General features: G+C 61.0%; 23 protein-coding genes and 1 pseudogene. 14 read left to right on the top strand and 10 right to left on the bottom strand.

What is annotated here, in order from left to right:
• Positions 1 to 63: 63 nt before the first annotated feature.
• On the top strand, positions 64 to 546 hold the full coding sequence (locus HX866_RS25255) for a nuclear transport factor 2 family protein (protein ID WP_177097618.1): 483 nt from the start codon (positions 64 to 66) through the stop codon (positions 544 to 546).
• A 23-nt stretch (positions 547 to 569) separates the two neighbouring features.
• On the opposite strand, the gene HX866_RS25250 is transcribed toward HX866_RS25255, so the two are convergent.
• The 3 genes from HX866_RS25250 to HX866_RS25240 form a co-directional block, all read right to left on the bottom strand.
• Positions 570 to 884 carry an AzlD domain-containing protein gene (locus HX866_RS25250; protein ID WP_177097668.1) on the bottom strand — a complete coding sequence of 105 codons (315 nt, stop codon included), beginning with the start codon at positions 882 to 884 and terminating at the stop codon, positions 570 to 572.
• Complete coding sequence (locus HX866_RS25245; protein ID WP_177097619.1) at positions 884 to 1582, bottom strand: AzlC family ABC transporter permease; 699 nt, start codon at positions 1580 to 1582, stop codon at positions 884 to 886. Before HX866_RS25245 ends, HX866_RS25250 begins: the two co-directional genes overlap by 1 nt.
• Positions 1583 to 1710: 128 nt before the next feature.
• Positions 1711 to 2367: a ribonuclease T2 family protein gene (locus tag HX866_RS25240; RefSeq protein ID WP_177125918.1), complete on the bottom strand. Its 657-nt coding sequence runs from the start codon at positions 2365 to 2367 to the stop codon at positions 1711 to 1713.
• A 195-nt stretch (positions 2368 to 2562) separates the two neighbouring features.
• On the opposite strand from HX866_RS25240, the gene HX866_RS25235 reads away from it, so the two are divergent.
• Positions 2563 to 3387, top strand: a complete 825-nt coding sequence (locus HX866_RS25235) for an aspartyl/asparaginyl beta-hydroxylase domain-containing protein (protein ID WP_177097621.1) — start codon at positions 2563 to 2565, stop codon at positions 3385 to 3387.
• A 120-nt stretch (positions 3388 to 3507) separates the two neighbouring features.
• On the opposite strand, the gene fabV is transcribed toward HX866_RS25235, so the two are convergent.
• Entirely contained in the window at positions 3508 to 4704 is a 1197-nt protein-coding gene (gene fabV, locus HX866_RS25230) for an enoyl-ACP reductase FabV (RefSeq protein WP_177097622.1), read from the bottom strand.
• Between the two features lie 218 nt (positions 4705 to 4922).
• On the opposite strand from fabV, the gene HX866_RS25225 reads away from it, so the two are divergent.
• On the top strand, positions 4923 to 5867 hold the full coding sequence (locus HX866_RS25225) for a sensor domain-containing diguanylate cyclase (protein ID WP_177097623.1): 945 nt from the start codon (positions 4923 to 4925) through the stop codon (positions 5865 to 5867).
• A 377-nt stretch (positions 5868 to 6244) separates the two neighbouring features.
• On the opposite strand, the gene HX866_RS25220 is transcribed toward HX866_RS25225, so the two are convergent.
• The 4 genes from HX866_RS25220 to HX866_RS25205 all read right to left on the bottom strand — a co-directional run bounded on the left by HX866_RS25220 (position 6245) and on the right by HX866_RS25205 (position 8656).
• Positions 6245 to 7003 (bottom strand): molybdate ABC transporter permease subunit, encoded by a 759-nt coding sequence (locus HX866_RS25220; RefSeq protein ID WP_177125919.1) that lies wholly within the window; start codon positions 7001 to 7003, stop codon positions 6245 to 6247.
• Positions 7004 to 7014: 11 nt separating this feature from the next.
• Positions 7015 to 7941, bottom strand: a complete 927-nt coding sequence (locus tag HX866_RS25215; RefSeq protein ID WP_177140599.1) for an extracellular solute-binding protein — start codon at positions 7939 to 7941, stop codon at positions 7015 to 7017.
• 192 nt (positions 7942 to 8133) lie between these two features.
• Entirely contained in the window at positions 8134 to 8331 is a 198-nt protein-coding gene (locus tag HX866_RS25210; RefSeq protein ID WP_177104095.1) for a hypothetical protein, read from the bottom strand.
• A 61-nt stretch (positions 8332 to 8392) separates the two neighbouring features.
• Entirely contained in the window at positions 8393 to 8656 is a 264-nt protein-coding gene (locus HX866_RS25205) for a DUF2790 domain-containing protein (protein WP_177104114.1), read from the bottom strand.
• Positions 8657 to 8982: 326 nt separating this feature from the next.
• Between HX866_RS25205 and HX866_RS25200 the strand changes: the two genes are divergently transcribed.
• The 5 genes from HX866_RS25200 (at position 8983) to HX866_RS25180 (ending at position 13379) form a co-directional block, all read left to right on the top strand.
• On the top strand, positions 8983 to 9723 hold the full coding sequence (locus tag HX866_RS25200; RefSeq protein WP_177097627.1) for a response regulator: 741 nt from the start codon (positions 8983 to 8985) through the stop codon (positions 9721 to 9723).
• Positions 9720 to 11030 (top strand): sensor histidine kinase, encoded by a 1311-nt coding sequence (locus tag HX866_RS25195; protein WP_177140598.1) that lies wholly within the window; start codon positions 9720 to 9722, stop codon positions 11028 to 11030. The genes HX866_RS25200 and HX866_RS25195 overlap by 4 nt, the downstream gene beginning before the upstream one ends.
• A gap of 177 nt (positions 11031 to 11207) precedes the next feature.
• Positions 11208 to 12581: a nucleotide 5'-monophosphate nucleosidase PpnN gene (gene ppnN, locus HX866_RS25190; RefSeq protein ID WP_177097629.1), complete on the top strand. Its 1374-nt coding sequence runs from the start codon at positions 11208 to 11210 to the stop codon at positions 12579 to 12581.
• A 208-nt stretch (positions 12582 to 12789) separates the two neighbouring features.
• A complete protein-coding gene (locus HX866_RS25185) occupies positions 12790 to 13041 on the top strand; it encodes a type II toxin-antitoxin system HicA family toxin (RefSeq protein ID WP_177097630.1) in 252 nt (83 codons plus the stop codon).
• An 8-nt stretch (positions 13042 to 13049) separates the two neighbouring features.
• Positions 13050 to 13379: a type II toxin-antitoxin system HicB family antitoxin gene (locus tag HX866_RS25180; protein ID WP_218177549.1), complete on the top strand. Its 330-nt coding sequence runs from the start codon at positions 13050 to 13052 to the stop codon at positions 13377 to 13379.
• Between the two features lie 112 nt (positions 13380 to 13491).
• On the opposite strand, the gene tam is transcribed toward HX866_RS25180, so the two are convergent.
• The gene (gene tam, locus HX866_RS25175) at positions 13492 to 14256 is read right to left on the bottom strand and encodes a trans-aconitate 2-methyltransferase (protein WP_177125923.1); all 765 of its coding nucleotides are present in this window, start codon (positions 14254 to 14256) and stop codon (positions 13492 to 13494) included.
• A 102-nt stretch (positions 14257 to 14358) separates the two neighbouring features.
• On the opposite strand from tam, the gene HX866_RS25170 reads away from it, so the two are divergent.
• Positions 14359 to 15282 (top strand): LysR family transcriptional regulator, encoded by a 924-nt coding sequence (locus HX866_RS25170; protein ID WP_177125924.1) that lies wholly within the window; start codon positions 14359 to 14361, stop codon positions 15280 to 15282.
• A gap of 54 nt (positions 15283 to 15336) precedes the next feature.
• On the top strand, positions 15337 to 15786 hold the full coding sequence (locus tag HX866_RS25165) for an antitoxin Xre/MbcA/ParS toxin-binding domain-containing protein (protein ID WP_177125925.1): 450 nt from the start codon (positions 15337 to 15339) through the stop codon (positions 15784 to 15786).
• Here HX866_RS25165 and HX866_RS25160 read toward each other — a convergent pair.
• Positions 15759 to 16229, bottom strand: a complete 471-nt coding sequence (locus tag HX866_RS25160; RefSeq protein ID WP_177097635.1) for a MarR family winged helix-turn-helix transcriptional regulator — start codon at positions 16227 to 16229, stop codon at positions 15759 to 15761. The genes HX866_RS25165 and HX866_RS25160 overlap by 28 nt on opposite strands.
• A 77-nt stretch (positions 16230 to 16306) precedes the next feature.
• On the opposite strand from HX866_RS25160, the gene HX866_RS25155 reads away from it, so the two are divergent.
• From HX866_RS25155 to HX866_RS25140, 4 genes and pseudogenes are all read left to right on the top strand, one after another.
• On the top strand, positions 16307 to 17413 hold the full coding sequence (locus HX866_RS25155) for an FAD-dependent oxidoreductase (RefSeq protein ID WP_177125926.1): 1107 nt from the start codon (positions 16307 to 16309) through the stop codon (positions 17411 to 17413).
• Positions 17414 to 17729: 316 nt separating this feature from the next.
• Positions 17730 to 18605: a 4-hydroxy-tetrahydrodipicolinate synthase gene (dapA, locus tag HX866_RS25150; protein ID WP_177097637.1), complete on the top strand. Its 876-nt coding sequence runs from the start codon at positions 17730 to 17732 to the stop codon at positions 18603 to 18605.
• Positions 18606 to 18670: 65 nt separating this feature from the next.
• Entirely contained in the window at positions 18671 to 19045 is a 375-nt protein-coding gene (locus HX866_RS25145; protein WP_177097638.1) for a DUF2784 domain-containing protein, read from the top strand.
• A gap of 276 nt (positions 19046 to 19321) precedes the next feature.
• Positions 19322 to 19598, top strand: a pseudogene (locus HX866_RS25140) (ribonucleotide-diphosphate reductase subunit beta); the annotation flags it as partial.

Here is a 19598-nt window from a genome sequence, read left to right as displayed (position 1 = left end):
AGGCTGATTCACAGGCAAAAACACCCTTTCCTTCGAATCGCAAAACACCTGCCCGGAGCCACCATGAAGTTTTTCTCCACCCCCCGTCTCGCTACCTGCGCCCTGCTGCTGGGTGCACTGATCACCCTCTCCACCAGCAGTGCCTTCGCCGCCTCGAACGAGGACGAGGTGCGCGGCTTTTTCAGCGACTTCGTCAAGGCGCAGAACGCCCACGATCTCAAGCAGATCCGCTCGATGCTCTGGGATTCGCCGCAAATGCTCTGGTACGCCCGGGGCGGGGCGAGCTGGGGCCCGGACGCGGTGGTCGAGCGTCTGAAAGACTACTACCAGGGCGTCTGGCAATTAGACCCGGACATGAGCAAGTTCCGCACCACGCAACTCAATGACACGGTGGCGCAGATCCTGGTGCCGGTGACGTTCACCCGCAGCCATGCCGGTGAAGCCCCACAGAAAAATACCTTCCTGATCAGCCAGACCCTGCTGCGTGGCACCGACGGTTGGCGGGTCGCGACGATCATGCCGGTGGCCGATACCAACTTCAAATAAGCCCCCCGCAGCTCAGTCCGAGATCACGCCAACCACCAGCGCAAGAGGAAAAAGAACGCCATGCTCAGCAACATGCTGAGCAGGGTGTTGCGGGTGTAGAGCACCAGGCCGATGGCCACCAGCGAGCTGAGCAGATACGGATTGTCGTACTGCAGATTCAGCTGGTGATCAGGCATGAACACGATCGGTCCGCAGATCGCCGTGAGCATGCCCGGCACGGCAAAGCCGAGGAACTGCCGCGCATTGCTGCTCAGGCGCACCGGCAGGCGCGGCTCGAGAAACACGTAGCGGTTGAGGAATACCAGCAAGCCCATGCCAAAGATTACTGCCCAGACGATCATTCGTGCCCCCGATACAGCTTGTTGCAGACAAACCCCGCCGTCATTCCCGCCAACCCCGACAACACCAGGGCCGAACCCCACTGCCAGTAGCTGAACAGCACCGAACAGAACAACGACACCGCCACGCAGACCACGGTCGGCACATTGCGCACCACCGGGGTGATCAAGGCGATAAAGGTCGCCGCGATGGAAAAGTCCAGCCCCAGGTGTTCAAGACCGGGAATGCTGCTGCCCAGCACAATCCCCGCCAGGGTGAACAGGTTCCAGGCGATATAGAACGTCAGCCCCACCCCCAGCGCATACCAGCGATTGAACTGTTGCTTGTCGTGCTGGCTGGTCAGGGCAAAGAGCTCGTCGGTCAGCAGGAAACCCAGGCCGACCCGCCAGCGGCCGGACAACGGCGAGATCACCGAACGCATGCTCATGCCGTAAAGCAGGTGCTGGGATGTCAGCAAGGCGGTCGTGAGCAGGATCGAGAAAATCCCCGCGCCGCCCTTGAACATGCCGATGGCCACCAGTTGCGCGGCGCCAGCAAATACGATGCTGGACAGGCCCTGGCCCTGCAGGGGCGTCAGGTTGGCCTCGATGGCCATGGAACCGGCCAGCAGTCCCCAGGGCGCGGTCGCCAGGGACAGCGGCATGATCGCCGCGGCACCGCGCAGAAAGGCGGTGCGAGGTAATAGATGATCGGACATAAGACTCGGGCACACAGAAAAAGACGCTGACTTTGCCAGCCCGCAGCGCGCCTGTCTTGAACATTTGTGCACTCTCTCGGCACTTGGGCGGTGCGCCGAATCAAGCGCCCGCCAAGCTCCTGGCCCCATCAGCGAATCGCTGGCACCCGCACCGGACCTTGCCGGCATTGATTCCTGACGCCTTTGCCGCACTCACCGAAACCCAGGTCCCGGGTCAGGCAGACACGCACCTCCGCCAGTTCCGGTCCGCTGCAACGCACCGTCACGCCGCCCTCGGGCATCCCCGGATTGCTCTGCCGGAACAGTTGGACGATCTGGTCCACGGAATACTCTCGCGGCGTGGTCGAGGGTTGCAGCGCCGGTGGCACCACCACCGCCCCGAGGGCCTTGTCGGCCGCATTCAGGTAACCCGAAGCGCCCAGGCCACTGCAGGTTCCGTGTTTGTTCCATTCATGCTGAAGCAGTTTGCCCGAGGGAAACAGCGTGAGGCCCTTCTGCCGCTCCTGCTGGGTCAAGGGCGTCAGTGGCTCGCAGGATTGCGGCCAGCCGCCCTTGGCGTACTGCGGCCACAAGCCATGCAGCACAAAGCCATAACCTTTGCCGCTGCACTGCTGATCGTTGGCATGGGTCAGACAGAAGGTCGGCGACCAGGACAAGGTCAGCAGGTAGTAATCGAAGACCCCCGCCACCGACTCGGTCTGCGGCCTCGACTGCCGGGCTTCGCTGAGACCTGCATGGCCCAACGTCAGGACGATGAGCAAGGCGACTACAGAAGATAATTTCATTGGTTTTCCTATTCCTTCAGGCGCCATCATGGCGCTCAAAACAGCGTAAACATAGCGCCAGATCAATGTCCGGCTTGAACAAAAACTGTCAAAAGCCACTGTAAAACAGTAACATTCAGGACTTTTTTCAAGGCTTCACCGCGCCGTTCCGGCGCACGCCACACGTGACGTAGTCGCTCTAGGGAGCTGTGTTTCATGAGAATTCGCACCATCCGCAAGAAAGTCGTCTCCATCCTCTGGACACTGGCCGTACTCTTGCTGGTCTACTGCTTTCCGAAAACCGTCCTCGGTTTTCTGCTCCTGGTCGGGGTTTGCGGCATCTATGACTTCCTGCGAAACGGCATCTACACCGCCGAATTGGCAAAGAAGTACTTTATCGGCAACGGTCGCAACACCTGGGTGCTGTCGCCCTTCAACTCGCTGTTCGACCTGATCAGCAAGCCCAATCGCGGCGTCTACAAGATGCAGGACCTGCCCGAAGACTGCCAGCGCGACCTGCAGCAGGTCATCGACAAGGCAATGAGCCACAAGGACGAGATCATCGAATATCTCGATTCGCGGATGGCTGAAAACCGGCGCGGCATGCTGTTCTTCCAATGGTACGGACGCAAGATCGACACTGAGCTGGACATTTCGGAACTCCAGCAGAAGTTCCCCTACGTCAAGACCGTGGGCGTGTCGGTGTTCAATGAAAACCGTTCGACGTCCTTCCACTTCGGCCCGCTGCGCATGATGTTCCGCGTGCTCTACAACATGGCCCCGGCGCCCCATCATGAAGGCGTCTATATCCAGTGCCGGAAGCAGAAACACTACTGGCATGACGACCCGCTGTTCATTTTCGATGACACGCTGCTGCACGCCTCCTTCAACAAGAACGACGCCAAGCGCTACTGCCTGTTCATCGATATTGTCCGCCCGTCCTACGCCCCACGTATTATCAGCGGCGCGATCTCGGCGTTCGCCAGCGCAGCGTTCACCCTGCGCCAGGGCTTCTACAAGAACTGGAAGGTCATCAAGTAAAACAGTCGAGGTTGCATCGCGTCTGCGACGCTGTGCTGCCGAATCGGCAATAGCCTTGAGGAGCCGGATAACCCGGCCCCTCAAGCGCCCTTCTCATACCCGCAGGACGCGGGCGCTGATTCAGGCCTGGATCAGATTGACAATCGCCACGTCCGGGCTGACATCAGCCTCGTAGTCCACACCTTCGACCCCGAAACCGAACAGACGCAGGAACTCGGCCTTGTAGCCGGCAAAATCCGCCAGTTCGTTGAGGTTTTCAGTGGTGACCGAGTCCCACAGCTTCGCCACCTGCGCCTGGATTTCCGGCTGCAGTTCCTTGTAGTCGGCACGCAGGCGGCCGTCTTCGTCGAGGATCGGTGTTGGCGAGTACAGGCTGTCCTTGTACAGGCCGTAGACCTGCTCGATGCAGCCTTCGTGGGAGCCCTGCTCCTTCATCACCTTGAACAGCAACGACAGGTACAGCGGCATGATCGGAATCGCCGAGCTGGCCTGGGTAACCACGGCCTTGAGCACCGAAACCCGTGCGTCGCCGCCTTTGGCTGCGAGACGTTCGCGAATCTTCAGGACCTTCTGGTCCAGGTCCTTCTTGGCCGCGCCAATGGAACCGTTCCAGTAGATATCGTGGGTCAGCTTTTCGCCCAGGTAGGTGAACGCGGTGGTTTTCGCGCCATCAGCCAGCACACCGGCTTCGTCCAGGGCATCGATCCACAGTTGCCAGTCTTCGCCACCCATGACCTTGACGGTACCGTCGATTTCTTCCTGGGTCGCCTCGGCCAGGGTGGTGACGTTGACCTCTTCCTTGTCGGTGTTCAGGCCACGTTGGGTGACCGACTTGCCGATCGGCTTGAGCGTCGAGCTGTAGACTTCACCGGTTTTCGGATCGGTACGACGCGGGGCCGCCAGGCTGTAGACCACCAGGTCGATCTTGCCCATGTCGCGCTTGATGGTCTCGATGGTCAGGCGCTTGACTTCATCGGAGAAGGCATCGCCGTTGATGCTCTTGGCGTAGAGGCCTTCGGCTTCGGCAAACTTGTGGAACGCGGCGCTGTTGTACCAGCCGGCGGTGCCGAGCTTGCCTTCGTCGCCTTCGCGCTCGAAGAACACACCGAGGGTATTGGCACCGCAGCCGAAGGCCGCAGTGATGCGTGCCGCCAGGCCGTAGCCGGTGGAAGCACCGAGCACCAGGACGTTCTTCGGTCCGTCACTGACCGGGCCTTGCTGGGTGACGTAGTCAATCTGTTGCTTGACGTTGGCTTCGCAACCCACAGGGTGGGTGGTCACACAGATAAAGCCACGAACGCGTGGTTTGATGATCATAAGGTTCCCTTTTCTCATAGGCCGATATCGACACTGATGGTAAGCAGCGTCGCGGATTCTAGTCATAGACGTTCAAAAAGCCGAGGCGTCACTGCTTTTACAACACAGGCCCCTGCGGGGAAAGCAAAATCCCTTGCCTTGCATCGCCTGGGCCTTGATTAGCCGCCGTGTGCACAACATTCTAACGCCCATTCCCCGCCAGCGAAGCCTGATCGATCATGAGCGCCACGCCCTCCACCGAAACCGATAGTGACGTGTACAAGACCCTGCTGGAATCGACCCGGGCCATTCCCTGGCGAATCGACTGGGCCACCATGACCTTCAGCTACATCGGCCCGCAGATAGAAACGCTGCTCGGCTGGGCACCGGACAGCTGGGTCGGGGTCGATGACTGGGTCGCGCGCATGCACCCGGATGACCGTGAATACGTGGTGAACTTCTGTGTTTCGCAGTCCAAGGCCGGGGTCGACCACGAAGCCGACTACCGGGCGCTGACCCGCGACGGCGAATACGTCTGGATCCGCGATGTGGTGCACGTGGTGCGCAAGGACGGCGAGGTCGAGGCCCTGATCGGCTTCATGTTCGATATCAGCGAGCGCAAGAAGACCGAGGAGCACCTGATCCGCCTGCAAAAGCAGTTGGAGGAGTATTCGTTCCAGGACGGCCTGACGGGCATTGCCAACCGACGCATGTTCGACACCGTACTCGCCCGGGAGTGGGAACATGCCCAGCGTAATCAACTGCCGCTGTCGTTGATCATCCTGGATATCGATTTTTTCAAGCAGTACAACGATCACTACGGGCATATCAAGGGTGACGAAGCCCTGCGCCAAGTGGCGCAGACTCTGTCCGAGGCGACCAATCGGCCCCGGGACTTCATTGCCCGGATCGGCGGTGAGGAGTTCGTCTGGTTATTGCCCGAAACGCCGGCGGACAAGGCCCGGCAAGTGGCGGAGAAATGCCTGCAACTGGTTCGCCAGCAGCAGATCCCACACGAAAAATCGGCGATTTCCAACCTGCTGAGCCTCAGCCTCGGGGTCGGTACCATACGTCCTGCGGCCGATGAGCCGGCACTGAGTTTTGTCGAAAAGGTCGATGAACTGCTCTATCAGGTCAAGCGCAACGGTCGGATGGGCGCCGAGTACGGCAATTTCAGCGACTGATCGATGCGGATGCACCGGGCAGGAAAGTCGGTATTGGGCCGACACGGGCCTGGTGTCAATTCCCATACAACCGGACAGATTTGTATCAATAATCACTATCGATACGGCTGATAAGCCATGATTCGCCGACGATGGTACTGTTCGCGCCGATGGCAACGTTATGCCTCAATTATTCTCCGGCCAGTTGCCGCGAATAGTCATTGAGTCATCTCGACTTCATCATCCCTTTGGTAAGTTTTAGCTACTGCACTTTGTGTTCTGCACTTTGTGCGGTAGCTTTTTTTGGGGGTGTGCCAACCAGCCGCACTTGATGCCTTCGAGGAATTTTCTGTGGGCATTGCTTTTTCATTGCGCCGAGAACAGAAAATACCTGCGCACTACCACTTCGTGGTCCGGCCAAACGCCGACAGGCACCAGAGCGGAAACGGCAAGGTCACCAGCAACAGCAACCAGAGCAAGGCATAGACCGCATCCACCCCTTCGTTCTGCAGGTTGACGAACAACTTGACCGGAATGCCCTGGGGAAAATAGGCAAAGACCATGACGATGCCGAACTCGCCGATCACCCGCACCCAGACAATGGCCAGCCCGACGGCCAGCGCTCGGGCCGCCAGGGGCAAGGTGATACGCCACAGCACCTGGGCGCCCGAGCAACCCAGGCCGCGGGCGGCCTCCTCGAGGGATAACGGCACCGCTTCGAAGGCCGAACGTGCCGCCAGGACAAAATAGGAAAGCCCGCCATACAACTGGGCCAGAACGAAGGCCGGAGCATTGTTGCTCAGCGACACACCCAGCCGCGCCAGCGGCTCACCCAGGGTCCCATAGGGACCATAGGCCGAGACCAGCAAAATCCCCATGGCCAGCGGCGGGGTCAGCAACGCGATCAATACCAGCGATTCCACACCACGCTTGAACACCGAGCGTGTGCGCGCCAACCAGCGAGCCAAGGGCAACCCCAGCAGCACAATCAACACACTGGAAACCACACTCAAGCCCAGCGACACGCCCAGGGCACTCCAGTCGCCATAGGCAAGTTGCAGGTGGCCCCAGTCGGTTTCCCGGGCCAGCGCCAGAAACGGCAGGCCCAGCAGCAAACCTGCCGGTACGCAGAGCCAGGTCGAAAGCCGATGGCTCACCGTCGACACCCTCAGTTGACCAGGGCCTCGCCCTTGGGTTTGCCATAACCATCGTGGGCAAACAGCGCCTGGCCTTCGGCCGACTGCATGAAGGCGACAAACGCCTTGGCCTGCTCGGGGTTCGGCGCGTTCTTCAGCACCGCGGCATAGAACACCAGCGGTTGCGGATGCAGGACCTGATCCTTGCCGGCCTTGTCCTTGAGACTGAGGCTGACCGTGTCGTACCAGTCCTTGGCGAACTGCGGGTTACTCAGGTTGATCTCGTCCGGCAACGCCACATAGGGCAACCCCGCCGACAAGGTCGCACTCTCGTAACCCGAGGCCGCATCCACCTGCCCGGCTTCAAGGCGCGTCAACAGCCCGCCTTCGCCAAAGACCTGGGCCGGGTTCTGCACGTCGCCAAGGATCTTCTGCGCCAGGCCGGGCTGACGGTAGTATTTCTCGGCCAACTGCATGGCGAAGACAATGTTCTGCCCCTGCGGATCGGTCGCCGCATCAGTGCGGCCGAAACGCAGTCCCGGTTTTTGCATGACCTGCCACCAGGGCTCGCTGGCATTCGCGACCTTGCTGGCTTCGAACGCCCGGGCGAACGAGCTCTTGGGGTTATAGGCGATCACCATGCGCGTGCTGGCGACCGGCACTGCTTCGTCCACCAGGCCGGCCTGGCGGAGAATATCGATAGGGCCCGGGGTGATCGAGACGAACACATCCGCCAGCACTTTCTTCGACGCCAGCAGGCGCGCCAGGCCATAGGCGCCCTCGCCTTGCCCCTGGTAGGTCAACTGATGCTGCTGGGCAAACGCCGGCCCCAGGGCCTTGTCCATGACCACGCCCATGGAACCGGCATAGGTGACGTGCAGGGTCTGCGCCGCCTGGACCGCCAGGGACATCGACAAGGCCAGCCCGCTCAATGCCATTTTCCACAGGTACTTGCTCATGCCACCGCTCCGTCGCTATAGGGTTATGTATATAGCGCGGCAGCCTAATACCCCGCATGGAGGCAGGGAACAGGATTGGGCGGGGAAAGCATGATATTGGGACTTGGTCGCTATCTTTTGTCCGTTAGCCTTGGCCGGCGACCTGATCGTCCAGCGCTCGCAGCACGGAGGATCAGGTGCCTGACACGCGGATCAGGCTTGGGCGCTCGCCTGTTGATCCTCGAGATAATGTCCCTGCGGGGTACGGCTGGAACCGTCTTCAGCCAGCGGCGCCAGTTGGAAGCAGACGCCACTGTCGCAATCGTGCCGTTCAGTTGCAGCGTTGGCGTGCACTGCAACACCGGCCAGGGAAAAGGCAATCGCCGTCAGGTAATTTTTAACGTGGTTCATGGCATGGGCTCTCATATTCAGGAGTTAAAGGTGCAATGCTGGGGTAAACGTCGAACGCCATTCAGCTTCCTTCGTTGCAGCGGTCGGCAAACTTGCGGTAATCGAGGATATGTTCCTGACCCTGGGAGTCGAGGTAGGTCATCCGGGCGTTGATGACACTGCACGCGGCCCCCTCTTCCTCGGTCATGGACAGCACTTTGTGAACATCCAGCGACGTACCGTAGGTGTAGGTTTGCGGCTGTACCTGGGCTTCGGCACGGGCCGAGAAAGTGCAGATATTGAGTGCGGCAAAGAGGCAGGCGGCGTAGATGGCTTTGCGGTTCATGGTCGGTTCCTGTGGATTCAAGGGTTGATTGCTCAGTGAGGCCGAGGTGTTCTGCGGCGTCTCGATGGAGCTCATTGAATGCCCTTGAGGTATCCCGAATGTGTCGCCAACCGGCACGAAATCAAGCTCAAGTGTCTCAGGGGCGCCGGGATACAGAGCGATACAAATCGCTCGATTGCAGGCCGCCGCCCGCCCTGAACCGCAAGGCGTTTTTGCATACCTGTGTATCCGTAGCCCGCCAGATACACTGCAATACAAAGGCCCGATGCCAGCCGCCACGGCTCTCGCTAGACTGTGCCCTAAACCAACATTGACGGAGCAGGCCCATGGATCATGTCGATCACATCCTGATCGTGGACGACGACCGCGAGATCAGGGAGCTGGTGGGTAACTACCTCAAGAAGAATGGCCTGCGCACCACCGTGGTCGCCGATGGCCGGCAGATGCGCGCCTTCCTCGAAACCACGCCGGTGGACCTGATCGTGCTGGACATCATGATGCCCGGCGACGATGGCCTGCTGCTGTGCCGTGAACTGCGGGCCGGCAAGCACAAGGCCACACCGGTATTGATGCTGACCGCCCGCAGTGACGAAACCGACCGGATCATCGGCCTGGAAATGGGCGCAGACGATTACCTGGTCAAACCGTTCGCTGCCCGCGAGCTGCTGGCCCGGATCAACTCGGTGCTGCGCCGTACGCGGATGCTGCCGCCGAACCTGATCGTCACCGAAAGTGGTCGGCTGCTGGGGTTCGGTCGCTGGACACTCGACACCAGCGCCCGTCACCTGCTGGACGAAAACGGCACCCTGGTGGCTCTCAGCGGCGCCGAATATCGCCTGTTGCGGGTGTTCCTCGATCATCCGCAGCGGGTCCTGAACCGCGACCAATTGCTCAACCTCACCCAGGGCCGCGACGCCGACCTGTTTGACCGTTCCATCGACCTGCTGGTGAGTCGCCTGCGCCAACGGCTGCTGGACGATGCCCGCGAGCCGGCCTATATCAAGACCGTGCGCAGTGAAGGCTATGTGTTCTCGCTGCCGGTGGAAATCCTCGGTGCCACTCAATGAAGTCCCTGCATTGGCCACGTACGCTGGGCTCGCGCTTGTCGCTGATCTTCCTCGTCGGGCTGATTCTCACCCAGGCGCTGTCCTTCGGCGCGCAGTCCTATGAGCGCTATCAAAGCGCCAAGAACGCCATGCTCGGCAACCTGGAAACCGATGTTGCAACCTCCGTCGCCATCCTTGAGCGCCTGCCGGCGAACGAACGCGAAAGCTGGCTGCCACGCCTTGAACGGCGCAACTACCACTACCTGCTGAGCGAAGGCGAAACCGGCATCCCCATGCAAGCGGATGACGTGCCGGTCGCCGTGCCTTCGCTCAAGGACGCCATCGGGCGTGACTACTCGCTGACCTTTACCGACATTCCCGGCCCGCGAAAACACTTCCAGGCCCATCTGAAGCTGCACGACGGCAGCCCGGTGACCCTCGACGTCACCCCCTCGGTCATGCCCATGTCGCCCTGGCTGCCTTTTGTCCTGGTGGGCCAGTTGCTGTTGATGCTCGGTTGCGCCTGGCTGGCAGTGCGGATTGCCGTGCGTCCACTGACCCGCCTGGCCCACGCGGTGGAAAACCTCGACCCCAATACCCACGGCGTGCAGCTGGATGAAACCGGCCCGACCGAAGTCGCCCACGCGGCGGCGGCCTTCAACGCCATGCAGGCGCGTATCGCCGCCTACCTCAAGGAGCGCATGCAACTGCTGGCGGCGATTTCCCATGACCTGCAAACCCCCATCACCCGCATGAAACTGCGGGCCGAATTCATGGACGACTCGACTGAAAAATCCAAACTCTGGCAGGACCTGAGCGAGATCGAACATCTGGTTCGCGAAGGCGTGGCCTATGCCCGCAGCGTGCATGGCGCCACCGAAGCCAATTGCCGCATCGACCTCGACGCCTTTCTCGACAGCCTGGTATTTGACTATCAGGACACCGGACAGGCCGTGGAACTCATCGGCAAGAACGGCGCACTGATCGACACCCGCCCCCATGCCCTACGACGGGTATTGGTCAACCTGGTGGACAACGCGCTGAAGTTCGCCGGCAGCGCGCAGATCGTGATCACCACCCAGGAAAAGCGCCGGTTGTCGATCCTGGTCCTGGACCGCGGCCCAGGTATCGCTCAGGCAGAGCTCGAGGAGGTCCTCAAACCCTTCTACCGCGTGGAAAGCTCGCGCAACCGCAGCACTGGCGGGACTGGCCTGGGACTGGCCATCGCCCTGCAACTGGCCGTGGCCATGGGCGCGACGCTGACCCTGAGCAATCGTGAAGGCGGCGGCTTGTGCGCGGAGCTTGAGCTGGGCGCCAGCTTGAGCTGAGCACGGGCAACACGCCTGCGGGTTTCGCCGCGCGTTAAAATCCTGCAAGCTGAGCCGACCGGCACCAACCACCTGGGTGCCCGATTTAGCTATGCTAGGAACACGCGTGCGCGCGAAGCCTTTCTGGTGCAGCCGGCGCCTTGCAGCCCCGGCGACATCGCCTTGATGGAATAAAGCATGACCCAACGATCGGTAATCAACGCCTCGGTTAGCCCCAAGGGCAGCCTCGAAACCCTTTCCCAACGCGAAGTGCAGCAACTGAGCGAAGCCGGCTCCGGCAGCATCTACACGTTATTCCGCCAGTGCGCCCTGGCCATCCTCAACACCGGCGCCCATGTCGACAATGCCAAGACCATCCTCGAAGCCTACAAGGACTTCGAAATCCGTATTCACCAGCAGGATCGCGGTGTCCGCCTGGAACTGCTGAATGCCCCGGCCGACGCCTTCGTCGACGGCGAGATGATCGCCAGCACCCGCGAAATGCTCTTCAGCGCCCTGCGCGATATCGTCTACACCGAGAACGAACTGGAAAGCCAGCGTATCGACCTCGACAGCTCCCAGGGCATCACCGACTACGTCTTTCACCTGCTACGCAACGCCCGCACCCTGCGCCCCGGCCTGGAGCCGAAGATGGTGGTGTGCTGGGGCGGTCACTCCATCAGCACCGAGGAATACCAGTACACCAAGAAGGTCGGCCACGAACTGGGCCTGCGCAGCCTGGATATCTGCACCGGTTGCGGCCCTGGCGTGATGAAGGGGCCGATGAAAGGCGCCACCATTTCCCACGCCAAGCAACGCATCACCACCGGCCGCTACCTGGGCCTGACCGAACCGGGCATCATCGCCGCCGAAGCACCGAACCCGATCGTCAATGAACTGGTGATCATGCCCGATATCGAGAAACGCCTTGAGGCGTTTGTACGGGTCGGCCACGGCATCATCATCTTCCCGGGCGGTGCCGGTACCGCCGAAGAGTTCCTCTATCTGCTCGGTATCCTGATGCACCCGGACAACCGCGAGCTGCCGTTCCCGGTGATCCTGACCGGTCCACGCAGCGCAGAGGCCTACCTGCAGCAGTTGAATGCCTTTGTGGTCGCGACCCTCGGCGAGGCGGCGCAGAAACACTACGAAATCATCATCGACGACCCGGCCCAGGTGGCCCGGCAGATGGCCCATGGTTTGAAGGCCGTCAAACAGTTCCGCCGCGAGCGCAACGACGCCTTCCACTTCAACTGGCTGCTGAAGATCGACGGGGGTTTCCAGCACCCGTTCGATCCGACCCATGCCAATATGGCGAGCCTCAACCTCAGCCGCAGCCTGCCCGCTCACGAACTGGCGGCCAACCTGCGCCGGGCGTTTTCCGGGATCGTCGCCGGCAACGTCAAGGACAAGGGCATTCGCCTGATCGAGGAGCACGGTCCTTACGAGATCCATGGCGATGCGGCGGTGATGCAGCCGCTGGACAAGCTGCTCAAGGCCTTCGTTGAGCAGCACCGCATGAAACTACCGGGTGGCGCGGCCTATGTGCCGTGCTATCGCGTAGTGAGCTAAACCCGCGACAACGATCTGTTTGCGCCCGCCGAGCGGGTGCAAACAGTTCGCCCTCCTGTGTCCAATGCATCGTTCCTGTAGGACCCGTCCAGAAAGCACACGGGAAACGTAAGCAGGCCCGCAAACCCCATTGAACTCCCCGGTAAAACCCCTCAATCTTGACCCACAACATCAGTGCGACTATATTTAGTTGCAGCAAGGAGGCTTGGTGTCCAAGAATGAAAAATTGCTCGCAAAACTGCTCAACCCCTGGTCGAGCTTTACCTGGACGGAGTTGGTCACGCTACTGCGCCATCTTGGCTACCGCCCGCTCGAAGGCTCAGGTAGTCGAGTCAAGTTCGACAACGGCAACCCGCAGGCAGCCATCAACCTGCACAAGCCTCATCCTGGCAACGAGCTGAAAACCTATATCAAGCGCCAGGTGATTGATCACCTGCGTTCAGGAGGACTGATTTCGTGAGTAATCAGATGCATTACAAAAGCTATTACGGCTCCATCGAAGCCAGCGTCGAGGATAACTGCCTGTTCGGCAAACTCCAGTTCATCCGGGCCTTGGTAAGTTATGAAGGGCAAACCGTGGCGGAACTGGAAGCGGCGTTCAAAGCGGCCGTAGACGACTATCTCGACACCTGCCAACAGTTGAACCAGGCTCCCGAAATGCCGTGCAAGGGCTCATTCAACGTGCGTGTAGGCCACGACCTTCATCTGGCCGCCGCGCTGACCGCGACGCGCCAGAAAGTGACCCTCAACGACCTGACACGCCAGGCGCTGAGCGAGTACCTGCTGCATCACGCCTGACTCAAAGACGCCGCTGCCCTGGTGATCGCCCCCTTCAAACTTGAGCCGTGCGATGTCCTTTTTCATCGCACCGGGCCGCTGGCAGATCACCTTGGCAAGCACCGCGCTACGCTCAGCGACGCGCGACCACGAACAGCCGCGGGAACGGCAGCAGCACCGTGCCATCGGCCAGTGCCGGATAAGCCTCGCTGATCGCCGTCAGGTAGCGCTGCAAGTAAGCCGCCTTTTCCGCCTCATCCAGCGGCGCCAGGTATGGCCGCAGCGCGGAGCCCTTGAACCACTCCACCACGGCAGCGTGACCACCGGCCAACGGATGGTGATAGGTGGTGCGCCAGACATCCACCGTCGTGCAGTGCGGCCGCAGCAGTTCATAGTAGAAAGTCGCGTCATGCCGTGGCGGGTGCCGTACCGCACCGATCTTGTCTGCCCAGGGGCCCTCTGCCGCCACTTCCCGTGCCAGCCGGTGGGACGGCTCCTGCATATTGTCCGGGGTCTGCACCGCCAGGCTGCCGCCAGCCGCCAGCTTGCTCACCAGATGGGGGTAGAGCGTGGCGTGATCCGGCACCCATTGCAGCGAGGCATTGGCCAGGATCACATCAAAGGTCTGGTCCGGGTTCCAGGCGGCGATATCGGCCAGTTCAAAATTCAATGCCGGCAAGCGCTTCCGGGCACTGACGAGCATGTCATCGGAGCTGTCCATACCGGTGACCCGGGCCTCGGGAAAACGCTGGGCCAGAACCTCGGTGGAGTTACCCGGGCCGCAGCCCAGGTCGACGGCCACGCCAACCGAACCGGTGGGGATCGCGGCCACCAGATCGCGGACCGGGCGGGTACGTTCTTCTTCAAATGTCGAATACTGCTTGGCTGACCAGGTCATGACGCTTCCTCTTGTGTGTGGGAGTGAGCACAAGCGTAGGTTTTGCACGCCATGATGACAAATGCTAATAATGACGAGTTGCCATACTGAAAAGGTATTGAAATGCTAGAGCTACGTCGCCTGCATGCATTTGTCGTGATCGCCGAAGAAGGTCATATCACCCGGGCGGCGGAACGCCTGCATATGCAGCAACCGCCCCTCACCCGCCTGTTGCAGAAGCTCGAAGCCGAGATGGGTGTGGCACTGATGGAGCGCTTGCCGCGCGGTGTTCGTCCGACCACGGCGGGCCTGGCTCTACTGGAAGAAGCTCGCGCCGTGTTGGCCCGGGCCGAGGGCGTGACCGAGGTGGTGCGCCGCGCCGCCCGCGGCGAACAGGGCCGGCTCGGTGTTGGCTTCACCAGTTCGGCGGCGTTGCATCCGTTTGTCCCGGGTGTACTGCGGCATTTCCGCGAGACCTTTTCCGGCGTGTCGGTAGCCCTGGAAGAAGCCGGTACCGGTGAGTTGATGGACGCCCTGGTACACGAACGCCTGGATGCCGCATTCGTCCGCTCACCCTTGAGCGGCACACCGACCTTGCAGGCCGAACCGATTCTGGTTGAACCAATGCTGTTGGCGCTGCCGATGGATCATCCCCTGGCGCAAGACAGCAGCGTCCCCCTGCCCTTGTCCGCACTCGCTGGCGAAGCCTTTGTGCTGTATCGCCGCCGGGTGGGCCTGGGGCTTTACGACGCCATCCTGGTGGCGTGCCGTGAAGCAGGATTCAGCCCCCAGGTGATTCAGGAAGCACCGCGTATGGCCGCCACCTTGAGCCTGGTCGCGGCCGGGCTGGGGATTTCCATTGTCCCGGCCTCGATGCAACGCCTGCGCGGTGATGGGATCACCTATCGCGCGCTGTCGCAGTGCCCGGGCCTGATCGCACCACTGCATTTGGCGACCCGCGTGGGAGATACCTCGTCGGTGCTGCGGCGATTTCGCGAAATGGTGATCGAGGCAGCGTCGGTGGAGAGTCAGTCAACCCAATCTTGAAACCATCGACACTTTCAATTATTCGGCAAATACCGCACACAAGAGGTATATCCCATGCTAGCCGAAGTAATGCGAGAACCCGCCTACGGGGCCTATCGGCTGCGGCTGGAATACCTCCTGCAGATTCCGACGGATGCGAGCGAACTCGAAACCCACGAGATGATCCAGTTCGGCTTCGAAGCCCAGAGGCTGATGCAGCTGTGCGACCAGGGCGATGTCACGCCTCTGGAGCGCGATCAGATCATTCCGCTCAAAACCCTCAAGACCCGTGTAGCCAAGGATCAGCGGCTGACGGCCGATGAAAGTGACCGGTTGTTTCGTGCGGCTCACATCATCGCCATGGCTGAGACGCCTTTCGGTAATGACGAAAAAGCCAGGCGCTGGCTGTCCAAGCCCAAGGACCGCTTCTCGGGAAAAAGCCCCATGGCCATGCTGTCGACTATCCAGGGAACCCGTCAGGTCGAGGAGATGCTCATTCAACTGGCAGAAGGATTTGCCTTTTGATTTTCTGGCGAATCAGCACGCAAATTGGCATTGGCCCGCTGCAGAAAGTCCACAAAACGGGCCACCTCCTCCTCGCTGAACCCCTGTAGCGCCTTGGTGTTGCCCTCGCCCAGGATCTGTTTCGCCTCTGGTATCCGAGCGAGTGCCAACTCGGTCAACTCGACGAGCTGGATGCGCTTGTGTTCCGGATCGGGCCGGCGGCGGATCAATTGATCCCGTTCCAGACGGGCCAGGGTCTGGGCCATGGACGGCTGCTCGACCTGCAACAAGCGCGCGAGCTCAGCCTGGGTCCGCGCCTCTCCCCACTGCAACGCTCCCAACACCGGCATGCTGGCCATGCCAATCCCCAACGGGCGCAAACGCACCTCGGCCTGCCGGATCAACTCCTGCGACACGCGCTTGATCAGGAAGGACGGCACCCGGTTCAGATCTGAATAGTTCATGTAGCGACCCCTTGTCATAGGCACCTATGCTAATACATCATAGGTGCCTATGACAAAGCGCGCTCTGGAATGACACCATGGTCTCGAATCCACGTATCGCCATCGTCGGCGCCGGTCTCGGCGGCTTGATGCTGGCCCGCATGCTGTACCTCAAGGACGTGCCTTTCCTGATTTTTGACCGTGACGAATCCCTCTCGCACCGGCCACAGGGCGGCATGCTCGACCTGCACGTGGAAACCGGCCAATACGCGCTGCGCCTGGGCGGATTGTTCGATGTCTTTCAGCAGTTCGCCCGCTATGAAGACCAGGGCCTGCGCCTGTTCGACCAGCACGGCACGCTGCTGCTGGAAAAGGCCGATGCGGCCAGCGGAGAGCGTCCCGAGATCGATCGCGGCCAACTCAGGGAGCTGCTGCTGGAGTCGATCCCGGAAGACACCTTGCGCTGGGGCCACACCCTCAGGGCAGCCGAACAACAAGACGATGGTTATACCGAACTGCACTTCGATAACGGCCTGAAGCAGCGCTTTGAACTGGTGGTCGGCGCCGACGGTGCCTGGTCCAAGGTGCGCGCGCTGGTCTCGGCAACCGAGCCGACCTTCACCGGGCTCACCCTGCATGAAGTCTCCATCCCCGATGCCGATGCCCGTCATCCCGATGTCGCGCACCAGGTGGGGCGTGGCATGCTGATCGCCAAGGGCAAGCGCAAGACGATCTTTGCCCAACGCAATGCCAACGCGCGTATCCGCGTGTATGCCGGTCTCTACCACCAGGCAACGCCACACGAAGCAAAAACCAGGGGCGACCTGCTCCACGACTTCCAGGACTGGGATGCCTCCTTGCTGCAACTGCTTCAGGTCGCGGATGAGCCGGTGCGCCCCTGGCCGGTCCATGTGCTGCCGATCGAACATCGCTGGGAGCACCGCACCGGTGTCACCTTGCTCGGTGATGCCGCGCACCTGATGCCCCCCGCCGGTGAAGGCGCCAACCTGGCATTGCGCGACGCGGTGGACCTGGCGGATGCACTGCTGGATGAGCGGGACTGGAAAGCCGCGGTTCGCGCCCACGAGCAGGTGATGTTCGAACGCGCCGCCCTCGCGGCGGCCGAAGCCCATAAAATGATGATGGCAGACTCACCCGAAGAGAACCTGGAACGGATGAAAAGCCAGCTGGGCGCCGAAGCGTGAGCCGCACGTCCCACACATCGACGATTGACAAACCCATCGCCAGCTTTTAAAAATGGACGCCTGATCCAGGGTGCAAACAAACATGTCCGCAACGCTCAACTACATCGCTGTCGCCGTTGGCTTGAATGCCAAGGCCCCGGCGTGCGTTGCGTTTGCCCCTAAATCGAAGAAACAGTCGCTCATGTGACCGGGGCGCGCTGTCCCGTCAGATGAGCTGACAGGACATTGAGCGCGACGACGGGTCACCCCTCCTCCTTCCCAACTTCCTCCTACGCTTCTGACGGTGACGACACGGTCAACCATCAGGAGAAAGTGCATGTCATCGTTTCAAGGTATCTGGGTTCCCCTCGTCACGCCGTTCGTGAACCAGGCCATCGACTTCGTCGCCTTGCGGCGCCTGGTCGCTCATCTGCTGGACAGCGGCGTCGACGGCATCGTGGTCTGTGGCACCACCGGGGAAGCCGCCGCACTGGGCAAACACGAACAACTGGCGGTGCTGGATGCCGTGCTGGAATGGGTCCCGTCGCAACGGGTGGTGATGGGCCTGGCGGGCAACAACCTGACTGAACTGCTGCAGTTCCAGAGCGAGATACTCAAGCGCCCCCTGGCTGGCCTGCTGGTGCCCGCGCCTTATTACATTCGTCCTTCCCAGGCCGGTCTGGAAGGCTTTTTCAAGACCGTCGCCGATGCTTCCAGCGTGCCGATCATTGTCTACGACATTCCCTACCGCACCGGGGTGAGCTTCGAGCAGGCAACCCTGCTCAACATCGTCGCCCATGAAAATATCGTCGCCATCAAGGACTGTGGCGGCAACCTGGGCAACACCCTGGCATTGCTGGCCAGCGGCCTGGTCGATGTGTTGTGCGGCGAGGATAACCAGATGTTCAATGCTTTGTGCCTCGGTGCAACCGGGGCAATTGCCGCCTCGGCACATCTCCATCCCGAGCTGTTCGTACAGTTGCATCGACAGATCCAGGGTCAGCAGCTCGCGGCCGCCAGGACGACGTTTTTCCAACTGACACCGTTGATCCAGGCGCTGTTCGTCGAGCCCAATCCCGGCCCGGTGAAAACCGCCCTGGCCCTTCAAGGGCTGATCCGCGACGAACTGCGCGCGCCCATGCAAGTCAGCAGCGAAGCCACGAGCCAACACCTGGAAAACATCCTGGCAACACTCAAGAGCAAGGCGCGGTAGAAACCGGATCAGCCAGCCGCGTAGGATGTCCGGACTTGCGTCATGGATCAGAAAAGGAAGTCGAGATGTTCTACCGGATAGCGGCCGACGGGCTGGTGTCGTTTCACCTGTTGTTTATCCTGTTCGTGCTGTTTGGCGGGCTGCTGGTGCTCAAATGGCGCCGTTTGATCTGGCTGCACCTGCCCGCCGCGACCTGGGGTGTGGCCGTTGAAGTCTTCCATCTGGAGTGCCCACTGACCCGCTGGGAAAACCTCTTTCGCCAGGCCGCCGGACAAGGCGGTTATGGTGAGGGTTTTATCGAGCACTACCTGATTCCGCTGATCTACCCCGCCGGACTGACACCGACCATACAGCTTGGCCTGGGCGCCTTGGTGCTGCTGCTCAACCTCGCGGTTTACCTGCGCCTGTTCAAAACCAGAGGCCTGAAAGCCGCTCTCTAGGCACCTGGCCGACGTGCTGCGACGAAACAGCGCGTCGCGGCTTCCCAGATTGACCCTCTGACAAAACCACCATATAGTGTGCCGACCACGAAGAAAAACACTACATGATGTGCCATCAATGTCCTACGGCACCTCTCACCCCCCTGAAACATCAGGGTTTTCCGATGCCTGCTTGTGCTGTGAATCCTGTTGAACGGGAGTTCTAAACACGTGTCTACCTGCCTGACGAGAAGGCAGTGAACCAGGCCTACCAACACCCTATACAAGGAATATCCGATGCTGAGCTGGGACGAATTCGACAAGGAAGAAGGCGTAGCTGCCATCAAGGGCATCAACGCCGGTCACGCCACCGAGGCCAACATGGACCGCCTCGACAGCGCCGGTGGCGCCGCGGCCCAAGAGGCCCGCGCCGTGACCGCTTCCGACTCGGCCGCCATCGCGCGTGCCAAGGCTGCTCTCGACGCCCTGGACGTTGCCGAAGGCCTGGCTGAACTCGAAGGCGCCTCGGCCCGTGTCGCGGTCGACGAAAAGCGCATGATCAACTGCCGCGCCG

Source organism: Pseudomonas gingeri (assembly GCF_013386165.1).
Lineage (GTDB): Bacteria > Pseudomonadota > Gammaproteobacteria > Pseudomonadales > Pseudomonadaceae > Aquipseudomonas > Aquipseudomonas gingeri_C.
The sequence above is the reverse complement of the archived record's forward strand: the minus strand, read 5'-3'. Positions and strand labels throughout refer to the sequence as shown.